The organism is Haemophilus sp. Marseille-P9675, from assembly GCF_916862695.1.
Taxonomy (GTDB): domain Bacteria; phylum Pseudomonadota; class Gammaproteobacteria; order Enterobacterales; family Pasteurellaceae; genus Haemophilus; species Haemophilus haemolyticus_K.
In genome coordinates this window covers 191,953-210,755 of sequence record NZ_CAKASP010000002.1, presented here as the reverse complement: position 1 = coordinate 210,755, position 18,803 = coordinate 191,953, and the positions used below count along the sequence as shown (strand labels likewise).

General features: G+C 39.1%; 16 protein-coding genes and 1 other RNA gene. 9 read left to right on the top strand and 8 right to left on the bottom strand.

The features are described 5' to 3' along the window. Positions 1 to 299: 299 nt before the first annotated feature. The 4 genes from LIX50_RS04630 to fecE are packed head-to-tail and all read left to right on the top strand — an operon-like array spanning position 300 to position 3,929. Positions 300 to 1,190: a Fe(3+) dicitrate ABC transporter substrate-binding protein gene (locus LIX50_RS04630; protein ID WP_048953926.1), complete on the top strand. Its 891-nt coding sequence runs from the start codon at positions 300 to 302 to the stop codon at positions 1,188 to 1,190. Continuing rightward, positions 1,190 to 2,179: an iron-dicitrate ABC transporter permease FecC gene (gene fecC, locus LIX50_RS04625; protein ID WP_111328249.1), complete on the top strand. Its 990-nt coding sequence runs from the start codon at positions 1,190 to 1,192 to the stop codon at positions 2,177 to 2,179. Before LIX50_RS04630 ends, fecC begins: the two co-directional genes overlap by 1 nt. Continuing rightward, positions 2,179 to 3,162, top strand: coding sequence for a Fe(3+) dicitrate ABC transporter permease subunit FecD (gene fecD / locus LIX50_RS04620; protein ID WP_048953924.1), 984 nt, complete (start codon positions 2,179 to 2,181; stop codon positions 3,160 to 3,162). Before fecC ends, fecD begins: the two co-directional genes overlap by 1 nt. Continuing rightward, positions 3,162 to 3,929 carry a Fe(3+) dicitrate ABC transporter ATP-binding protein FecE gene (gene fecE, locus LIX50_RS04615; protein WP_048953923.1) on the top strand — a complete coding sequence of 256 codons (768 nt, stop codon included), beginning with the start codon at positions 3,162 to 3,164 and terminating at the stop codon, positions 3,927 to 3,929. The genes fecD and fecE overlap by 1 nt, the downstream gene beginning before the upstream one ends. A 65-nt stretch (positions 3,930 to 3,994) precedes the next feature. On the opposite strand, the gene clpB is transcribed toward fecE, so the two are convergent. The 3 genes from clpB to ssrS all read right to left on the bottom strand — a co-directional run bounded on the left by clpB (position 3,995) and on the right by ssrS (position 7,469). Next, positions 3,995 to 6,562, bottom strand: a complete 2,568-nt coding sequence (gene clpB, locus LIX50_RS04610) for an ATP-dependent chaperone ClpB (RefSeq protein WP_048953922.1) — start codon at positions 6,560 to 6,562, stop codon at positions 3,995 to 3,997. Positions 6,563 to 6,690: 128 nt separating this feature from the next. After that, on the bottom strand, positions 6,691 to 7,254 hold the full coding sequence (locus tag LIX50_RS04605; protein ID WP_048953921.1) for a 5-formyltetrahydrofolate cyclo-ligase: 564 nt from the start codon (positions 7,252 to 7,254) through the stop codon (positions 6,691 to 6,693). A gap of 17 nt (positions 7,255 to 7,271) precedes the next feature. Continuing rightward, a non-coding RNA gene (gene ssrS / locus LIX50_RS04600) (6S RNA) lies at positions 7,272 to 7,469 on the bottom strand. A 184-nt stretch (positions 7,470 to 7,653) separates the two neighbouring features. Here ssrS and yaaA point away from each other — a divergent pair. The 3 genes from yaaA (at position 7,654) to pfkA (ending at position 10,076) form a co-directional block, all read left to right on the top strand. Beyond that, positions 7,654 to 8,430: a peroxide stress protein YaaA gene (gene yaaA, locus LIX50_RS04595; RefSeq protein WP_048953920.1), complete on the top strand. Its 777-nt coding sequence runs from the start codon at positions 7,654 to 7,656 to the stop codon at positions 8,428 to 8,430. Next, positions 8,423 to 9,004 carry a hypothetical protein gene (locus LIX50_RS04590; protein WP_048953919.1) on the top strand — a complete coding sequence of 194 codons (582 nt, stop codon included), beginning with the start codon at positions 8,423 to 8,425 and terminating at the stop codon, positions 9,002 to 9,004. Before yaaA ends, LIX50_RS04590 begins: the two co-directional genes overlap by 8 nt. A gap of 106 nt (positions 9,005 to 9,110) precedes the next feature. Next, on the top strand, positions 9,111 to 10,076 hold the full coding sequence (gene pfkA / locus LIX50_RS04585; RefSeq protein WP_048953918.1) for a 6-phosphofructokinase: 966 nt from the start codon (positions 9,111 to 9,113) through the stop codon (positions 10,074 to 10,076). A gap of 87 nt (positions 10,077 to 10,163) precedes the next feature. On the opposite strand, the gene LIX50_RS04580 is transcribed toward pfkA, so the two are convergent. Then, a complete protein-coding gene (locus LIX50_RS04580) occupies positions 10,164 to 10,934 on the bottom strand; it encodes a M48 family metallopeptidase (RefSeq protein ID WP_048953917.1) in 771 nt (256 codons plus the stop codon). A 140-nt stretch (positions 10,935 to 11,074) separates the two neighbouring features. Here LIX50_RS04580 and mtr point away from each other — a divergent pair, with 140 nt between their 5' ends. Next, positions 11,075 to 12,331 (top strand): tryptophan permease, encoded by a 1,257-nt coding sequence (mtr, locus tag LIX50_RS04575; RefSeq protein ID WP_048953916.1) that lies wholly within the window; start codon positions 11,075 to 11,077, stop codon positions 12,329 to 12,331. Positions 12,332 to 12,416: 85 nt separating this feature from the next. Here the strand turns inward: mtr and ychF are convergent, their stop codons facing one another. The 4 genes from ychF to LIX50_RS04555 form a co-directional block, all read right to left on the bottom strand. Next, complete coding sequence (ychF, locus tag LIX50_RS04570; protein WP_048953915.1) at positions 12,417 to 13,508, bottom strand: redox-regulated ATPase YchF; 1,092 nt, start codon at positions 13,506 to 13,508, stop codon at positions 12,417 to 12,419. A gap of 47 nt (positions 13,509 to 13,555) precedes the next feature. Further along, positions 13,556 to 14,140 (bottom strand): aminoacyl-tRNA hydrolase, encoded by a 585-nt coding sequence (gene pth / locus LIX50_RS04565; RefSeq protein ID WP_048953914.1) that lies wholly within the window; start codon positions 14,138 to 14,140, stop codon positions 13,556 to 13,558. A 126-nt stretch (positions 14,141 to 14,266) separates the two neighbouring features. Next, positions 14,267 to 15,574 (bottom strand): MFS transporter, encoded by a 1,308-nt coding sequence (locus LIX50_RS04560; protein WP_048953913.1) that lies wholly within the window; start codon positions 15,572 to 15,574, stop codon positions 14,267 to 14,269. A 47-nt stretch (positions 15,575 to 15,621) separates the two neighbouring features. Then, positions 15,622 to 16,323 carry a 7-cyano-7-deazaguanine/7-aminomethyl-7-deazaguanine transporter gene (locus LIX50_RS04555; RefSeq protein ID WP_048953912.1) on the bottom strand — a complete coding sequence of 234 codons (702 nt, stop codon included), beginning with the start codon at positions 16,321 to 16,323 and terminating at the stop codon, positions 15,622 to 15,624. A gap of 209 nt (positions 16,324 to 16,532) precedes the next feature. On the opposite strand from LIX50_RS04555, the gene LIX50_RS04550 reads away from it, so the two are divergent. Next, the gene (locus tag LIX50_RS04550; protein ID WP_048953911.1) at positions 16,533 to 18,755 is read left to right on the top strand and encodes a FepA family TonB-dependent siderophore receptor; all 2,223 of its coding nucleotides are present in this window, start codon (positions 16,533 to 16,535) and stop codon (positions 18,753 to 18,755) included. The last annotated feature ends 48 nt before the right edge of the window (positions 18,756 to 18,803 follow it).

Here is an 18,803-nt window from a genome sequence, read left to right as displayed (position 1 = left end):
TTATCATCTTGAGTTCATATAGAGGAGGGGCAGTATTTTTAAGCATAGGCATTTTCTTGTTTGATATGTCTATTAGATCAAACTTCTAGAGCTATGTTAGCGGTCTAAAATAACACGTATTTAACGCGCTATTTCTGTTTTAAAGTAGCCTCTTAGTAATTAATATTTAGATGTTATTAGAAATAACAAAATGCTATATAGCAAGAATTCAGTAATTTTAGGATTCAATCAAAAGAAAATCATTATCAATTCATTTTTTTGTGTATAATTACCTCGTTTTTATTACTGGAGGACATGTCATGAAAAAATTATTAAAAACAACTCTCACTTCTGTATTGTTAATGGCATCTACTTTCGCCGGTGCAGTAACGGTAAAAGATGCTAATGGTGAGTTTACCCTTGATAAAACCCCAACCAGAGTGGTGGCATTAGAGTATTCTTTCGTAGATGCCCTAGCACAAGTGGGGGTAAGTCCTGTGGGAGTGGCTGACGATAATAAAGTTGAGCGTATTTTGCCGCAAGTACGCGAAAAAATTGCTGCATGGCAATCCGTTGGTACGCGTTCTCAACCTAGTCTTGAAGTGATTGCTTCCCTCAAACCCGATTTAATTATTGCCGATCCTTCCCGTCACACAGCGGTGTTTGAAGAATTGAAAAAAATTGCGCCAACAGTGATGTTCGATTCTCGTCATGAAAGCTACCAAGAAAATCTTGAAACCGCGCAGAAAATTGGTGATTTAGTCGGTAAAAGTAGCGAAATGAAAGCAAAAATCAATGAACATAATGATTACATTGCCAACATCGCAAAAAATTTAGGTGTGCAAGGCAAAAAAGCCTCATTTGGTACTTCCCGAGAAGATAAATTTAATATCCAAAATGACAATGGCTATGTGGGAAGTTTCTTAACGACATTAGGTTTTGCGCCAACTAAACTCAATAGCGATCAAGCTTTCGTGGAAATCAACCTTGAACAATTAGTAATGGAAAAACCGGAATACTTGTTCATTGCCCATTATCGTGATGAAAGTATTGCGCGCAAATGGGAAGCTGAGCCACTTTGGAAAGCCATTCCTGCCGTAAAAGCAAATCATGTTTACAGCGTTGACTCGGACATGTGGGCTCGTGGTCGTGGCTTAGAAGCGAGCAAAATTATGGCGAAACAAATTGAAGGTTTCGTGAAACAAAAATAATGATGAAGTCTACTTTCCGTTGGGGACTTCCCCTTATCATTCTGGCTTTCCTATTATGGGGAAGCCTGTTTTTGTATTATCCCATCGAAATTCGACCGCTTGTAGCTTTACAAGCGTTCCTCCCCGATGGCGACGAAATTGCCAAAATTACGGTAACCGATTTACGCCTACCGCGTGCATTAGTTGGCATGATTTTAGGTGCAAATCTTGCGGTGGCGGGGGCGTTGTTACAAACCATTACGCGCAATCCGCTTGCCTCCCCTACGCTACTCAGCGTGAACTCGGGTGCTAGTCTTGCAATGGTAACCGCCAGTGCGTTTAGCCCCTTGATTCTTTCTGGTTATAGCATTGCCTTAGTGGCTAGTATCGGTGGCGGTCTGAGTTGGTTTGTGGTGATGCTGATCAGCAATGGCTGGAAAGATAACAGTGGAGATCGTAGCCGAGTGATTTTAGCAGGGATTGCCGTATCACTACTTTGTGCAGCACTCACTAAATTGGTGCTGATTATCGCGGAAGATCATGCCTTCGGTATTATGAGTTGGCTAGCTGGCGGCATTGCACATGCTCGTTGGAATGAATTATTGACGTTATTTCCGTTCTTTATTTTGACCGCACTTTTCTGTCTATTCTTTGCTAGTCGTTTAAATTTACTCAATTTAAGCGATGAATCTGCGCGTTCGTTAGGCATCAATCTCTTCCGTTTACGTTGGTACGCTAACATCATGGCGTTATTGATTGTAGGTTCAAGCGTCAGTGTTGCTGGCCCAGTAGCCTTTATCGGCTTACTCGTGCCCCATCTGGCACGCTATTGGATTGGTTATGACTTGCGAAAATCGCTCCCTATGGCGATGTTACTCGGCGCAATTTTAATGCTCGCTGCAGACACCATTGCCCGCGCGGTCAACTTTCCTAGCGAAGTGCCTGCTGGTGCGGTGCTTGCCTTAATCGGTGCCCCAGTCTTTGTATTATTTGCCAGAGGAAGACACTAATGCGAACCTCTCATGTATCTTTTCGCGCTATCGGCTTTTATGTCATTACGCTTAGTCTGATGGTACTACTCTTTGGGTTGAGTATTCGTCTCGGCACTTATACGCTTTCCTTTGAAGAAATTTGGGCAGCCTTTCAGCCTGACGATAAAAACTATTTTACCTTGATGGAATATCGCCTCCCCCGTGCGGTGTTAGCGATTTTATTAGGCGGCGCCTTAGCAATTTCCGGTGTGCTAGTGCAAAGCGTAGTGCGTAATCCGCTTGCTTCTCCCGATATTTTAGGGATTAACAATGCGGCGGGGTTGGTTGCTGTTTCGGTATTGATGTTCCTACCAAACTTAGCATTTTACTGGATGCCAATTTTTGCCTTTTTAGGCGGTGTGCTCTCTTTTGTCATTTTATGGATCGTGTGCGGTTTTAACTTCCGCCCTATCAAAATGGCAATCATTGGGGTCGCACTTTCCGCATTGTGGGCAGCCATTAGTCATTATCTGATGCTTACCAATCCGGTCGAGATCAATACGGCAATGTTATGGCTTACAGGAAGCCTATGGGGGCGCAGCTGGTCTTATTTAAATGTGGTATTGCCATGGTTAGTGGTATTGCTACCCTTGCCATTTATTTTCTGTCGCGATCTCGACACCCTTGGTTTAGGTGAAAACAAAGCCTCCACCTTGGGCGTGACGGTAAATAAAGTGCAAATTAGCGTTTTAGTGCTAGCGGTGGCCCTTTCCACTACAGCCGTGGCAATTTGTGGTCCGATTGCCTTTTTAGGCTTAGTTGCGCCGCATCTTGCTCGTCGTTTAGTCGGTGGCAGACATCGCACCCTATTACCGGCAGCCTTGATTATTGGCGCCCTCTTATTACAACTTTCGGATATTTTGGCGCGGGTGATTGACCCACCAACGGAACTGCCGGCAGGTATTCTGACCGCGATTATCGGTGCGCCATATTTCTTCTACTTATTGATGAGAACTAAATAATGAGCATTGAAATCAATAATTTATCTTTAGGTTATCAAGATAAACTCGTGGTTAAAAATCTGTCGCTAAAATTCCCGAAAAATAAAGTGATTGCGTTAATCGGCCCAAATGGTTGCTGTAAGTCCACCACATTAAAAGCGGTGGCTCGCTTGCTTAAACCGAAGCAAGGCTCAATCACCCATAAAGGTCAGGATATTTGGCAAAAAAGCCCTAAAGAATATGCACAAGAATTGGCTTTTCTCCCGCAGCAACACTTGGTACCTGAAGGCATTAAAGTACGCGAATTGATCGCTTACGGGCGTTCGCCTTACTTAAACCTCTGGGGTAAACTCAGCCAAAAAGATGAAGAATTGGTTAATTGGGCGATGGTGCAAACACAAACTACCGAACTCGCCGAACAGTTGGTTTCCGATTTATCCGGTGGTCAACAACAACGCGTCTTCTTAGCCATGACACTTGCGCAAGATGCTGAATTAGTGCTACTCGATGAGCCCACCACTTATCTGGACTTAAACCGTCAAGCTGAACTCATGGGCATGATGCGACAAATGCAGCAGAATGGAAAAACAGTGATTACTGTATTGCATGATCTTAATCAAGCTTGTCGTTATTGCGATTATTTAATTGTGATGAAAAGAGGTGCTGTAATGGCACAGGGAGCCCCGGATGAAGTGATGACAGAGGATTTGTTAAAAGAAGTGTTTGATTTGGACGTCATTATTCACCGTGATCCAATCAGTGATACGCCGATGTTTATATTAAAATAAATCGAAATTTGGTTGTACTTATGATAAAGCCATTTAGTATTAACTAAATGGCTTCTTTTAATTGGTTATTGTCTTGTTTGGACTTTGTTATCTATATAATCAACAATGACTTGTCCTGGCAATAAGTGACCTGATAATATTTCCTGAGCTAAACCATTTTCAATTTCTTGTTGAATTGCACGTTTCAATGGACGTGCACCATAAATTGGGTCGTAACCCACTTCACCAATGAAATCTAATAAAGCGTCAGTAAACACCAATTCATAGCCGCGAGTTTCCATACGTTTTGCTAAGCGCTCTAATTGAATATTTGCAATCGCACGAATATTCTCTTTACCAAGCGGATGGAATACCACTGTCTCATCAATACGGTTGATAAATTCCGGACGGAAATGTTGGCTAACAACCGACATCACTAAGGACTTCATTTCGCTATAGCTTTCCTCTTTGTTACCTTGGATTAAATCAGAACCTAAGTTAGAGGTCATGATCACCACGGTATTACGGAAGTCCACGGTACGACCTTGCCCATCAGTTAAACGGCCATCATCCAATACTTGTAACAAGATATTGAATACATCCGTATGGGCTTTTTCTACTTCATCTAACAAGATCACTGAATACGGACGACGGCGAACAGCTTCAGTTAAATAACCACCTTCTTCATAACCAACATAACCTGGAGGTGCCCCGACTAAGCGAGAGACACTGTGTTTTTCCATAAACTCAGACATATCAATGCGCACCATGGCATCTTCACTATCAAACAAGAATTTAGCCAAAGTTTTGCAAAGCTCTGTTTTACCTACACCTGTCGGACCGAGGAACAAGAAAGAACCAATTGGGCGGTTAGGATCGGAAAGACCAGCACGACTACGACGAATCGCGTTTGCGACGGCATCAACTGCTTCTTCTTGGCCAATCACTCGTTTATGTAGTTCATCTTCCATGCGCAAGAGTTTTTCTTTCTCGCCTTCCATCATTTTTGATACTGGAATGCCTGTAGCTTTAGAAAGCACTTCTGCGATTTCTTCATCCGTGACGCGATAGCGTAAAAGCGTCATTTCTTTTCCTTCACTGGTTTCAGCTTGCTCGAGTTGCTTTTCAAGAGCAGGGATGCGGCCATATTGCAACTCAGACATTTTAGCTAAATCACCCGCACGACGAGCTTGTTCTAGTTCGGTTTTTGCAGTATCTAATTCTTGTTTAATATGTTGAGAGCCAGAAAGCGTTGCTTTTTCAGATTTCCACACTTCTTCAAGTTCAGCATATTCACGTTCTTTTTCGGTCAATTCTTTCTCTAACATTTCTAAACGTTTGCGACTTGCTTCGTCTTCTTCTTTTTGTAACGCCTGTTGTTCCAATTTTAGTTGGATAATACGACGTTCAAGACGATCAAGCGGTTCAGGTTTAGAATCTATTTCCATACGAATGCTAGACGCCGCTTCATCGATCAAATCAATGGCTTTATCAGGTAACTGACGATCAGAAATATAACGGTGTGAAAGCGTTGCTGCAGCGACAATCGCAGGGTCAGTAATATCTACATGGTGGTGAATTTCATAACGTTCTTTCAAACCACGTAAGATCGCAATAGTATCTTCTACACTTGGTTCGTCCACAAAGACTTTTTGGAAACGACGCTCAAGTGCGGCATCTTTTTCGATATATTGACGATATTCGTCTAACGTTGTTGCACCCACACAATGTAATTCACCACGCGCTAAACTTGGTTTTAATAAGTTACCCGCATCCATCGCACCATCGGTTTTACCCGCGCCGACCATAGTATGAATTTCATCAATAAAGAGGATAACGCGACCTTCTTCTTTCGAAAGTTCATTGAGAACCGCTTTTAAACGCTCTTCAAATTCACCACGATATTTCGCACCAGCAATCAACGCCCCCATATCTAATGAAAGTACGCGTTTATTTTTCAAACCTTCTGGAACTTCACCATTTACAATGCGTTGTGCCAAACCTTCCACGATAGCGGTTTTACCTACACCCGGTTCACCAATTAACACAGGGTTGTTTTTGGTACGACGTTGTAATACTTGAATCGCTCGACGGATTTCTTCATCACGCCCAATCACAGGATCAAGCTTGCCACTTTCTGCACGAGCAGTTAAATCAATCGTATATTTTTCTAATGCTTGTCTGCTTTCTTCTGCATTTTGATCATTCACGTTTTGTCCCCCTCTAATTTGCTGGATGGCTTGCGAAATTTGTTCTTTTTTCGCACCGCACTTTTTCAAAATATCGCTGAGCGCTCCTCGTTCTTCTAAAGCTGCAAGCAAAAATAATTCGCTTGAAATAAATTTATCTTGGTTTTGTTGTGCAAATTTATCGCATAGATTGAGTAAATTAATGAGCTGGCGTGAAAGTTGTACATCACCGCCATTGCCAATCACTTGCGGCAATTTATTTAGTTCAGTCTTTAACTCATTACGCAATAAAGTTACATTTACGCCACTTGCAGTTAAAATTGGTGCAATTGAGCCGCCCTGTTGATTTAAAAGTGCGGTCAATAAATGCACGGGTTCAATAAATTGATTATCTTTTCCGATAGCAAGTGATTGTGCTTCGCTTAAAGCTTCTTGGAACTTTGTTGTAAATTTTTCAATGTTCATACACTTTCCTCAATTTGGTTTTGGCTTTCGCCGTTTGCCTAAATTAAGTAAGATCGTTTAAAGGGATTTCAAGAGAAAAATTGAAATATTTTTGATTTTATCTATCAATAAAAATTTGATGATAGGTTTCAACCCACCAAAATATCGAATAGTGGGACATCCCAATGCTCAGTGGGAAGATTTTCTACTTGCTGACATTGATGTGCTAAACCTACCGGAATAAAAGATTTATCTTGCCAATTCTGTAACGTGCGATCATAAAACCCACCGCCCATGCCAAGGCGATTTCCCTGTTTATCAAAAGCCACTAATGGCGTGAATAAAATATCCAGTTCATTTAATGGTAAAACATTTTGAACATTCAGCTTCGGCTCCCAAATACCAAACTGATTTTGTTTCATTGGCGTATTAGGTAAATAGTGTAAAAACAATAAATGATGTTGAGTAAAAGGATGTAAAACAGGCAAATACACATTTTTGTTTTGTATCCAAAGGGATTGTACTAAGGTTTTTGTCGAAATTTCACCATCAAAAGAAAAATATAATGCAATATTTTTGGCTTGTCGTTGATCGATAAGATTTAACGCCTGTTGAGTCACTGATTGTTCAGCTTGTTGCTGTTGAAGTGCGGTTAAATTTGCTCGTATTTTTCGAATTTCAGAGCGGATTTGCTGGCGTTTTTGAATATTCATAGAAATGAAAGGAGAAGATAGGACCCAGAGTGCCGCTGCGGGCAGTAGTCCTTGAACCCGACGGTTCAAGGAAATCAGTTGATACCGTTTTCAGGTTTCTTAGCCCAATGAACGAGTCAAAGGTTAAGCCTACACACCAACGATAGGAAACCAATTTATAAGATTTAAAGTATCGGCTCAGGGACATAGCCCACTGACGAACACCCCAGGTAATTCTTATGGGATTATACTAGCCCAATTTTATTAGCTTGACTAGCATTTATTTTTTTATGTTGTAGAGTTGGTTATAAAATGAACCTTGGTGTTTGTGATAGTTTCAAAAAAGACCAAATCATTGTCTGCCTCAGACTATTAACTTATGCTAAAATACCGAGGATTATCTCTGATAAAAGGATGACTATGTTAGCTATTATTTCTCCCGCTAAAACTCTTGATTTTGAAAGTGCGGTAAAAAATTTTTCTGTTTCTCAACCGCACTTTACTGATTACAGCGAACAGCTTATTGAAGTTTGTCGTAAACTTTCTCCGCAAGATCTTTCATCACTTATGTCTATCAGCGATAAGTTAGCCGGTCTAAATGTTGCACGCTTTGCTGAATGGACAAAAATTCACAATGAAAACAATTCCCGTGCTGCATTATTTGCATTTAAAGGAGATGTTTATACTGGTTTAGATGCTGATTCACTTTCTGAGGATGATGTTGCCTTTGCACAATCCCATTTACGTATGCTTTCTGGCCTTTATGGACTTTTAAAACCGCTTGATTTAATGCAACCTTACCGATTAGAAATGGGCACAAAATTAGTCAATCCAAAAGGAAAAGATCTGTACGCCTTTTGGGGAAATGTGATTACCCAAGCGGTTCAACAAGCTATTGATGAACAAGGTGATAATATTCTGATAAATTTAGCCTCAGATGAATATTATAAATCGGTTAAAGAAAACCATCTTAATGCCCAAATTATTAAGCCTGTTTTCTTAGACAATAAAAATGGCAAATACAAAGTAATTAGCTTTTATGCTAAAAAAGCTCGAGGCTTAATGTGCCGTTATCTTATTCAAAATCGTTTAACCGAAATTGAACAATTAAAAGAATTTGATTTAGGTGGTTATTGGTTTGATTCAACATCATCAACTGAAACCGAATTTGTATTTAAGCGAGATATCAATGAATAAAATTTTTATCATATTGACCGCACTTTTACTTTCAGGCTGTGCAACTAAATTAACACAACTTAATATTCCTACCCAAATTGAGCATAATGGAAAAAATTATGTACTTGCGGGTAGTCAAGATTTAGATACGATAGCTCGATATGTTTATGTTGCGAAGCCAGATACCTTAGAAAATTGGCAGTCACAAATAGAAGTGCTTTTTGATCGTAATCATCCTCCGCGTTCAATAACATCGCGTATTGCGTTACGTGAGCGTATTTATCGCAATACGGGGGTAAAGCATTTTCATTTTGATATTGTTCCTGACAAATCTCCTAATGCGACTGAACTAGAGGGGTATGTTGTGTATTCACCAACAAAAGAAAATCCCTCTTGGCAGGTAAATATGATGAGGGGCCGTGATTTGCCTCAGTGTGGTTTTGTGCAGTTTCAATATGCTCAAAAAGTACAACAACCTTATCTTTCAGCTCGTTTTTCTGATGAAAAAGTACGTAAATATATCCAAAAATATATTGTCGAAAAAGAGATTAAGCATTTGCAAGATCTAGAATGGTTATGGGATTGTAAGCATTAATATAAGTGTTACACATAATCAAAATCTTGTAAGATTTCACTAGAGTAGATACCTCAAATGGTGTAATCTTAACAGCATTTTCAATTGAGATTAGAAGTAGAAAATTATGATTAAAAAAATTGCAGTATTAACAAGTGGAGGCGATGCGCCAGGTATGAATGCAGCAATCAGAGGGGTTGTTCGTTCAGCACTTGCCGAAGGCTTGGAAGTGTTTGGAATATATGATGGTTATCAAGGTTTATTTAATAATAAAATTAAACAACTAAACCGTTATAGTGTTTCTGATATTATTAATCGAGGCGGTACGTTTTTAGGTTCCGCCCGTTTTCCTGAATTTAAAGATTCTACTGTAAGAGCAAAATGTGCGGAAATTTTGCGTTCTCATGATATTGATGCATTAGTTGTTATTGGTGGTGATGGATCTTATATGGGGGCAAAATTATTAACAGAAGAGCATGGTTTTCCTTGTGTTGGTTTGCCTGGTACGATTGATAATGATGTAGCGGGTACTGATTATACAATTGGTTATCAAACTGCTTTGCAAACAGCTGTTGATGCTATCGACCGCTTACGTGATACATCAAGTTCTCATCAACGTATTTCAATTGTAGAGATTATGGGACGCCATTGTAGTGACTTAACAATTTCTGCGGGGATTGCGGGCGGATGTGAATATATTGTGGCGTCAGAAGTTGAATTTAATCGAGAAGAACTTATTCAACAAATAGAACGTAGTATTATCCGTGGTAAACGTCACGCAATTATTGCGATTACAGAACTATTAACTGATGTGCATTCTCTTGCGAAAGAAATCGAAGCGCGTGTAGGGCATGAAACTCGTGCAACCGTATTAGGTCACATTCAGCGTGGTGGTTCACCTTGTGCATTTGATAGAATACTTGCATCTCGTATGGGCGCATATGCCGTTGATTTGTTACTTCAAGGCAAAGGTGGTTATTGCGTGGGAATTCAAAATGAACGACTTGTTCATCATGATATCATTGATGCTATTAACAATATGCAACGTGAGTTTAAAGCTGATTGGTTAGAAGTAGCAAAACGTTTAGAATAATCTTTTATTTTATCTTGAGCAGGCGCATATTGTGCCTGTTTTTTTATATTTCAGGGTTAATAATAGAATTTGATTAGTCTATTCTATCTACTTAGAACTTTTATAAAGTTCAATCGCTTTCGGCAATAAACGTCTCAAATTTTCTTGTCGAGACTCATCAGTAGGATGCGTTGATGACAGTGCTGCCAATACACCACCTGTATGGTCAGATGCCGTTTTCATTTTATCCCATAGCCCTGGCGCAGCCTGAGGATTAAAACCTGATTTAGCCATTAACATTAATCCAACTTCATCTGCTTCTGTTTCTGCACTACGTGAATAAGGTTTATCTAAAGCGTAATCTTTTACTAATCCGACAGCCAATCCGCTAGCCTCTTCTCCAATGGTTGTTGAAAGAGCTACATGAGTAAGCTGTGCAGCAATATTGGTGACTATTCCAAAATTTGTTTGAGATTTACCATGTTCTTTTAATGCATGTGCCATTTCATGTCCCATAACAGTCGCGATTTCATCATTAGTAAGTTTTAAACGATCCACTAATCCTGTATAGAATGCCATTTTTCCACCAGGCATTGCCCATGCATTGAGTTGATCCGATTTAATAACATTTATTTGCCATTTGAAAGGCAGATTAGTGTGATTTTCACGATCCGCATAAGGCACCATTTTTTCAAAGATTGAGTGAATACGTTTTGCTGTTGTGGAGCTATAGTCTATTTTACCTCTTACTTTCATTTTATTAATTTCTTGAGTGTAGTTGTGTTCTGATTGTTGGTTAACTTCAGCTGAACTTACGCAAGCAGCAAGAACAAAAGAGTTGAGAAGGATAAAAAACGGCTTTTTATAGTCTTTAAGCATATTGAATAATCTTATAAAAATATCTAGTAAACAATATAGATTGATTATAGGGATATTGTAACCATTTTACGAGAGATAAAATATTGCGTTTTATCATTGCACTACTATAATAGTGCGAATTTTTATTTTGAGAAAAGATTATGACACAAAAAAAACATCCTTCTTTGCTTGGTGGAGCGATGATTATTGCCGGAACAGCAATTGGTGCAGGTATGTTAGCCAATCCAACTTCAACAGCTGGTGTATGGTTTATTGGTTCCATTTTAGCTTTGATTTATACCTGGTTTTGTATGACTACGTCAGGATTAATGATTCTAGAGGCTAACTTGCATTATCCGACGGGCGCAAGCTTTGATACGATTGTGAAAGATTTGCTAGGCAAGGGATGGAATCTTATAAATGGCTTATCGGTTGCTTTTGTTCTTTATATTTTAACTTATGCCTATATAACTTCTGGTGGTGGTATTACGCAAAGTTTATTAAATCAATTTTTGAGATCACCAGAAAGTGCGGTAGAAATTGGGCGTACTTCAGGTTCCTTAATTTTTTGTGTTGTTTTGGCTGTATTCGTTTGGTTTTCTACAAAAGCCGTAGATCGATTTACGACGGTTTTAATTGCGGGAATGGTTGTTGCTTTTTTTCTTTCAACGACGGGATTGCTTAGTTCGGTAAAAACAGAGGTGTTATTGAATACCGTAAGCTCTGGTGAACAGCAATATTTACCTTATATATTGACCGCACTTCCTGTGTGTTTAGTCTCTTTTGGATTTCATGGCAATGTACCAAGCTTAGTGAAATATTATAATCGAGATGCTCAGCGAGTAATGAGAGCAATTTTTATTGGAACCAGTTTAGCTCTCGTTATTTATATTTTATGGCAATTAGCGATTCAAGGTAATTTACCGCGTACAGAATTTGCACCAGTAATAGAAAAAGGCGGTGATGTGTCTGCTTTACTGGAAGCGTTACATAAATATATTGAAACTGATTATATCGCGATTATTCTGAATTTTTTTGCTTATATGGCGATTGCAAGTTCATTTTTAGGGGTAACATTAGGGTTATTTGATTATATTGCTGATTTATTAAAGTTTGATGATAGCTTTCTCGGACGAACAAAAACAACGATAGTGACATTTATTCCGCCTTTGTTGTTAAGCCTCCAATTTCCCTATGGATTTGTGATTGCGATTGGTTATGCTGGGCTTGCTGCAACGATTTGGGCCGCTATTGTGCCTGCCTTATTGGTTCGTGCAAGTCGTAAAAAATTTCCAATGGCAGATTATAAAGTCTATGGGGGAAGTATGATGATTGGCTTTATTATTTTGTTTGGATTATTAAATATAATTGCTCAAGTGGGTATAAATTTGGGATGGTTATCTAGCTTTACAGGCTAGTATTAAAAGATATTAGAATTAAATAAAATGGTCGATAATTTTGTTTATCGACCATATAAATTTTTAATAGAGTGATATTGACGGCTTACACGTTAAAACGGAAATGCATCACATCGCCATCTTGTACGACGTACTCTTTACCTTCTAAGCGCCATTTACCTGCTTCTTTTGCACCGTTTTCGCCGTTGAATTGGATAAAGTCTTCGTAAGCGATAACTTCTGCTCGGATAAAGCCTTTTTCAAAGTCGGTGTGGATTACTGCTGCTGCTTTTGGTGCGGTTGCACCAACTGAAACAGTCCAAGCTCGTACTTCTTTTACGCCAGCAGTGAAATAAGTTTGAAGATTTAAAAGTGCGTAACCCGCACGAATTACGCGGTTCAATCCTGGTTCTTCAATGCCTAAATCTTGTAAAAATTCGACTTTTTCTTCATCATCAAGTTCCGCAATTTCAGATTCAATTGCCGCACATACAGGAACAACAACTGCACCTTCTTTTGCAGCAATTTCACGAACGCGATCTAAATATGGGTTATTTTCAAAACCATCTTCATTTACGTTTGCGATATACATTGTTGGTTTTAAAGTTAAGAAGTTGTAACTCTTAATTGCTTGCAATTCTTCTTTGTCTAATCCAACAGAGCGAATCATTCCCGCATTTTCAAGTACAGGGAGGATTTTTTCCATAACAGAAAGTTCAAATTTAGCCTCTTTATCGCCACCTTTTGCACGTTTTTGTAAACGTTGGATCGCACGTTCACAGCTGTCTAAGTCTGCTAAGGCTAATTCGGTATTGATGGTATCAATGTCATCTTGTGGGTCAATTTTCCCCGCAACGTGCACAATATCGTCATTTTCAAAGCAACGAACGACGTGACCGATCGCATCGGTTTCACGAATATTAGCGAGGAATTTGTTACCTAAGCCTTCACCTTTACTTGCTCCCGCAACTAAGCCTGCGATGTCCACAAATTCCATCGTGGTAGGCAATACGCGTTCAGGCTTAACGATTTCTGCCAATGCATCTAAACGCGGATCTGGCATTGGCACGACACCAGTATTTGGTTCGATAGTACAGAATGGATAGTTTGCGGCTTCAATACCAGCTTTAGTGAGCGCGTTAAAAAGAGTAGATTTGCCGACATTTGGCAATCCCACAATACCACATTTGAATCCCATAATTTTTCCTTATTTTGAGTAAAACGGTTGTAAAAGTAACCGCACTTTTAAATTTTAAAACTGTTTAAACGGTTGGTCGCTTTGACCATTCCATCTTTGAAAATCATTTCTATACAATCAGTCGCTTCATCTAGCACTTTTTCAAGTGCATCGCGATCTGCTGGTGAGGGTTTATTTAAGACGTAACCTGCCACTAAATCACGATGGCCAGGATGCCCAATGCCAATACGTAAACGGTAGAAATCATTGTTATTGCCTAGTTGAGCCACAATATCTTTTAAGCCGTTGTGTCCACCGTGCCCGCCACCTTGTTTGAGTTTTGCTGTGCCTGGCGGTAAATCTAATTCATCATGAATCACTAAAATTTCTTCAGGTTTAATACGGTAAAAACTTGCCAATGCCCCAACCGCTTTACCGCTTAAATTCATAAAAGTTGTCGGTACTAAAAGGCGCACTTCTTTTCCATTCACTAAAGTGCGGGCAGTTTTTCCGAAGAATTTACTTTCTGGATTTAGCGAAACGTTAAAACGACGTGCCAAGCGTTCAATAAGCCATTCGCCCGCATTGTGGCGTGTATCGGTATATTTATCGCCAGGATTTCCTAAACCAACAATAAGTTTTATTTCTGACATTTTTATTTGATGATGTAAAAAATAGTGGCGTATTGTAGCGAAAAAGAGAATGTTTTGAAAGGATAGTCTGTATTGGTAAAGACTGTTATATCAAAGAAAACCCGCTCAAGTGAGCGGGAGATTTGATTAATGGCGACGTTTTAAAGAGAAGAGGGCAATAGTGGAAATTAAGAGGACAAATCCAACACCAATATATAAATTTTGTTTTTCCCAACCACTATCTAAAAGTTTACCTGCAACAGTAGGGGCTAAAATTGCGCCAATACGCCCAACACCGATCGACCAACCTACACCAGTACCACGAATATCAGCATCATAGGTGAGTGGATTTAATGTATATAATCCGCTAATACATCCATTCATTAATGCGCCAACAAGAATGCCGAATACCATTGCTAACCATAAAATAGAGGCTGAACCAATAAATAACATCACCGATGCAGAAGATAATAGGGTAAATAAAATTAATACAGAACGGGCCGTCCAACGACTTGCAAGTAAGCCATAAATTAATGCGCCACAGGTTCCGCCTAGTGAGATCATCATGCCTACACTAACACTTTGTTCGGTGGTCATTCCAGCCTCTTTTAGTAGGGCAGGTGTCCATGAGCTGACAAAATAGAAGCTGAACATAATGGCAAAAAACGAAGTCCAAATTAATAAGGTTGAACGCAAGTATTTTTCACTGAATAACTGAGTAATAGGTAATTTAGTTTTTGTTTTTTCTATTTTAGATGGTAATACCCATCCTTCACCTAAACCAATTTTTTGGGCTATCATATTTAAGCGTATTTCTGCATTTCTAGGCTGCTTGTTCGTTAAGAAATCAATTGATTCAGGTAACCAAATAAGCAAAATAAGAAAGCATAAGGCGGTTAAAATCGCTCCTGCTAAAAAGACGGAGCGCCAGCCATACTCACTTTGTAGCATAACGGAAAACATTCCACCCAATACGGCACCAATACCAAAACCAGCAGCGTATACACTAATGGCAAAACTACGCCATTTTTTTGATGAATATTCACTGGTAATCACATTGGTTCCAACTAAAATTCCACCTACACCAAGGCCTGTAATGACTCGCCAGAAACCGAGCATTTCATATTGGGCAATAAATGCTGAACCTAACATACCAACAGCTGATAAAAATACCGCAATTAAAAGTAATGGGCGGCGACCGATTTTATCTGCTAGTGGAGCAAGGAAAAGTGATCCCGCCGTCATGCCAAATAAACCCGCACTTAATAAATAACCTAACTCTATGCCAGATAGACTAAATTCGCCACGAATGGCCGTTGCAGTAAAGGCAAGTGCGAGGACATCAAAGCCATCTAATAAGTTCATAATGGCAGCCATCACGACAATTAACCATTGATAACCGCTCATCGGGCTTTGTTCAATTTTTTCTCGAAGAGAAAGAGAATGTTGTGTCATTATTGTTCCTTTTTGTTGTTATAAAAGATCATGTGCATATTGCTACATTAAAGGTGCGCAGCGGTAAGTTTTTGCAGTTTTCGCAAGATCATATTTAGCACAATGCCATAAGCTGGCACAAATAGCATAATACCGACAAATAGCTTAAATAAATAATCGACAAAACCAAGTTGAGCCCAGTGTTCAGCCATAAATGGATCGGCACTTTCATAGAATGCAACGCTGAAGAAGACGAACGTATCAGCCATGGAGCCAAATGTCATTGAGCTAGTTGGTGCTATCCACCATGTTTTTAATTGGCGTAAACGGTTGAATACGATGACATCTAATAATTGTCCAACGACATAAGCGGCAAAGCTGGCAATTGCGATGCGAAATACAAATATATTAAATTGGGCTAATGCGTTAAAGCCTTGGAATTGGCTTTCGGAAAATAAAACAGAGACAACATAACTGACAATTAATGCCGGAAACATAACAATGAAAATAATTTTCCGCGCATCTTTTGCACCAAATACGCGCACTGTGAGATCTGTTGCTAAAAATATAAAAGGAAAAGTGAGGGTTCCCCAGGTGCTATGAAAAGAAAAATCATTGGCTGCACCAAGTGCGGTTAATTTTAACGTTATTTCGAAAGGAACCTGCACAAAATAATTGCTAGCTGCAATGATCAGAATATGAAAAAAACTCAGCCAAATAACGGCTCGATATTTTTGTTGTGCATTAAAGATTGGTGTATTTAATTTCATTTTATACCTTTTTAACCTAAGAATCGGGGTGAGGGAACCCGAGATGTTCAAATGAGGCGGTAGATAATACGCAGATTTATTGGGATTGCAAGATAGTATCAGCGAAATAGCATGACAAAAATTTTCATTTTTTCTATGAAATTTATTACTTGACAGAAAATACAAAAAAAAACGATAATTTTTATCAATTATCTGCTTAAGGAAATAATATGAAAAAAACTAAATTTGCATTACTGCCTTTATCTGTTTTTATTGCAACTGTTAGCTATGCAAATCAGACCGAATCTTTAGATGAAATTAAAATTACTGCTGAGAATCAGGTAAAACAATCACTTGGTTCTTCTCTTGTTACTGCAAAAGATTTAGAGAAACGCCCTGCGACAAATGATGTTTCTGAAGTATTACGTACCATGCCTGGTGTGAATTTAACGGGTAATTCTTCCACCGGACAACGTGGTAATAAACGTCAAATTGATATTCGTGGTATGGGACCTGAAAATACATTGATTTTAGTGGACGGGAAACCTGTTACCTCTCGTAATGCAGAGCGTTATGGTGTACGTGGTGAACGTAATTCTCGTGGCGACAGCAACTGGGTGCCGGTTGAAGCGATTGAAAAAATTGAAGTATTACGTGGTCCTTCAGCAGCACGCTATGGCTCAGGTGCAATGGGTGGGGTAGTTAATATCATCACTAAACCTGTTACCAATGATTTACACGGTAGCTTAAGTTATTACACCAACCAACCAGAAGACAGCGATGAAGGCGCAACGAACCGTGTCGGTTTTAATCTAAGCGGAGCGTTAATTAAAGACGTATTGCAATTCCGTTTATATGGTAACTGGAATAAAACTCAAGCGGATGAAGTCGGTATTAATGGCAATCCTGCGATTGCTGGTCGTGAAGGTGTACGTAATAAAGACATTAATGGCCGTTTAGTGTGGAATATCAATGAGAAAAATAAATTAACCTTGGATTCTGGCTTTAGTCGCCAAGGTAATATTTATAACGGTGATACACAAAATAGTGCGACTGATCTTTACAATAGTATTAAAGCACCTTATACCAGACAACTTGCTAGCTCAAAGGCGGAAACTGCTCGTTTATACCGACAAAATTATGCGTTAACTTATGAAGGTAAGTTTGATCATTTTGATAACAAAACTTACATTGCATTTGATAAGACTAAAAATAGCCGATTACCTGAAGGATTAGCCGGTGGTCCAGAAGGAAGTTATACCAGCACTACAGGTTTTACTGACTCAATTTTAAAAAATACGCGTTTTAGTTCAGAATTCTATATTCCACTTACACTTGGTGTAGAACACATGGTTACCTTGGGATTTGAAGGTACACATAGCACCTTAGATGATAAGCAGTCAATGACACAAAATCTTGGAGAACAAGTGATTTTTGTGACGGATGCTAATGGGAAAAGAAACAGAATAGTAAAAAAAGACCCAACAGAATCATTCCCAGGTATTACAAAAAATCGCGGTGGTTATTCTAGCCAGACCGAATGGGCTATTTTCCTAGAAGATAATGTTTCGGTGACTGATAAGCTTATTTTAACACCTTCAGCTCGTTATGATCATAATAGTTATTCGGGATCGAATGTGAGTGGTGGGCTTAATTTCCTGTATGCTGTCACAGATAATGTGAATGTAAAAGGTGGAATTGCTAGAGCTTATAAAGCACCAAATCTTTATCAAACTAATCCAAACTACTTACTTTATACACGTGGTCAAGGTTGCCCAACCGCAGGTGATTATGCATGTTATTTCCAAGGTAATGAAGATTTGAAACCAGAAACTAGCTGGAATAAAGAGATTGGAGTGGAATACAATAAAGACGGTTATCTTGCATCTATTACATATTTCCGTAACGATTACCGTAACAAAATTGTGCCATCAGATAAGCTTATTGGTGTGACATCCAATAAAAATGAAGTATACCAATGGAGTAATGCGAATCGAGCACTTGTTGAAGGTCTAGAGGGAAATTTAACCTTACCATTAATCGAGAATAAATTATCTTGGGTTAATAACTTCACTTATATGCACAAAACCAAAAATAAAGATACGGGCAATCCGCTTTCTATTGTGCCGAAATATACGTTAAATTCTAGCTTGAGCTATCAGATTACAGCCGGTTTTGACGCAATGCTGACTTATACACAATATGGCAAACAAACTGGTCGTAAAGTAAAAGAGATTAGAATGGAAAATGCGGCAGCATTAGCTAACTCAACTGAAATCGGTAGTTATGCCGTTTGGGGGGTAAGTGCAGGCTATAACTGGAAAGATACGATTAGTGTGCGTATTGGTGTGAGCAACTTATTTGATAAACGTATTTATCGTAAAAATAATGGAGCAAGCACTTACAATGAGCAAGGTCGCGCTTATTATGCAACAGTAAAATATACTTTCTAAGTAAGAAAAAATGATTCAAGCCCTGTTTATGCAGGGCTTTTTTATGTG

What these genes read in the sequence shown, in the direction of transcription:
- LIX50_RS04630 (WP_048953926.1), top strand. Translation starts at nt 300, where the DNA reads ATGAAAAAATTATTAAAAACAACTCTCACTTCTGTATTGTTAATGGCA.
- fecC (WP_111328249.1), top strand. Translation starts at nt 1,190, where the DNA reads ATGATGAAGTCTACTTTCCGTTGGGGACTTCCCCTTATCATTCTGGCT.
- fecD (WP_048953924.1), top strand. Translation starts at nt 2,179, where the DNA reads ATGCGAACCTCTCATGTATCTTTTCGCGCTATCGGCTTTTATGTCATT.
- fecE (WP_048953923.1), top strand. Translation starts at nt 3,162, where the DNA reads ATGAGCATTGAAATCAATAATTTATCTTTAGGTTATCAAGATAAACTC.
- clpB (WP_048953922.1), bottom strand. Translation starts at nt 6,562, where the DNA reads ATGAACATTGAAAAATTTACAACAAAGTTCCAAGAAGCTTTAAGCGAA.
- LIX50_RS04605 (WP_048953921.1), bottom strand. Translation starts at nt 7,254, where the DNA reads ATGAATATTCAAAAACGCCAGCAAATCCGCTCTGAAATTCGAAAAATA.
- yaaA (WP_048953920.1), top strand. Translation starts at nt 7,654, where the DNA reads ATGTTAGCTATTATTTCTCCCGCTAAAACTCTTGATTTTGAAAGTGCG.
- LIX50_RS04590 (WP_048953919.1), top strand. Translation starts at nt 8,423, where the DNA reads ATGAATAAAATTTTTATCATATTGACCGCACTTTTACTTTCAGGCTGT.
- pfkA (WP_048953918.1), top strand. Translation starts at nt 9,111, where the DNA reads ATGATTAAAAAAATTGCAGTATTAACAAGTGGAGGCGATGCGCCAGGT.
- LIX50_RS04580 (WP_048953917.1), bottom strand. Translation starts at nt 10,934, where the DNA reads ATGCTTAAAGACTATAAAAAGCCGTTTTTTATCCTTCTCAACTCTTTT.
- mtr (WP_048953916.1), top strand. Translation starts at nt 11,075, where the DNA reads ATGACACAAAAAAAACATCCTTCTTTGCTTGGTGGAGCGATGATTATT.
- ychF (WP_048953915.1), bottom strand. Translation starts at nt 13,508, where the DNA reads ATGGGATTCAAATGTGGTATTGTGGGATTGCCAAATGTCGGCAAATCT.
- pth (WP_048953914.1), bottom strand. Translation starts at nt 14,140, where the DNA reads ATGTCAGAAATAAAACTTATTGTTGGTTTAGGAAATCCTGGCGATAAA.
- LIX50_RS04560 (WP_048953913.1), bottom strand. Translation starts at nt 15,574, where the DNA reads ATGACACAACATTCTCTTTCTCTTCGAGAAAAAATTGAACAAAGCCCG.
- LIX50_RS04555 (WP_048953912.1), bottom strand. Translation starts at nt 16,323, where the DNA reads ATGAAATTAAATACACCAATCTTTAATGCACAACAAAAATATCGAGCC.
- LIX50_RS04550 (WP_048953911.1), top strand. Translation starts at nt 16,533, where the DNA reads ATGAAAAAAACTAAATTTGCATTACTGCCTTTATCTGTTTTTATTGCA.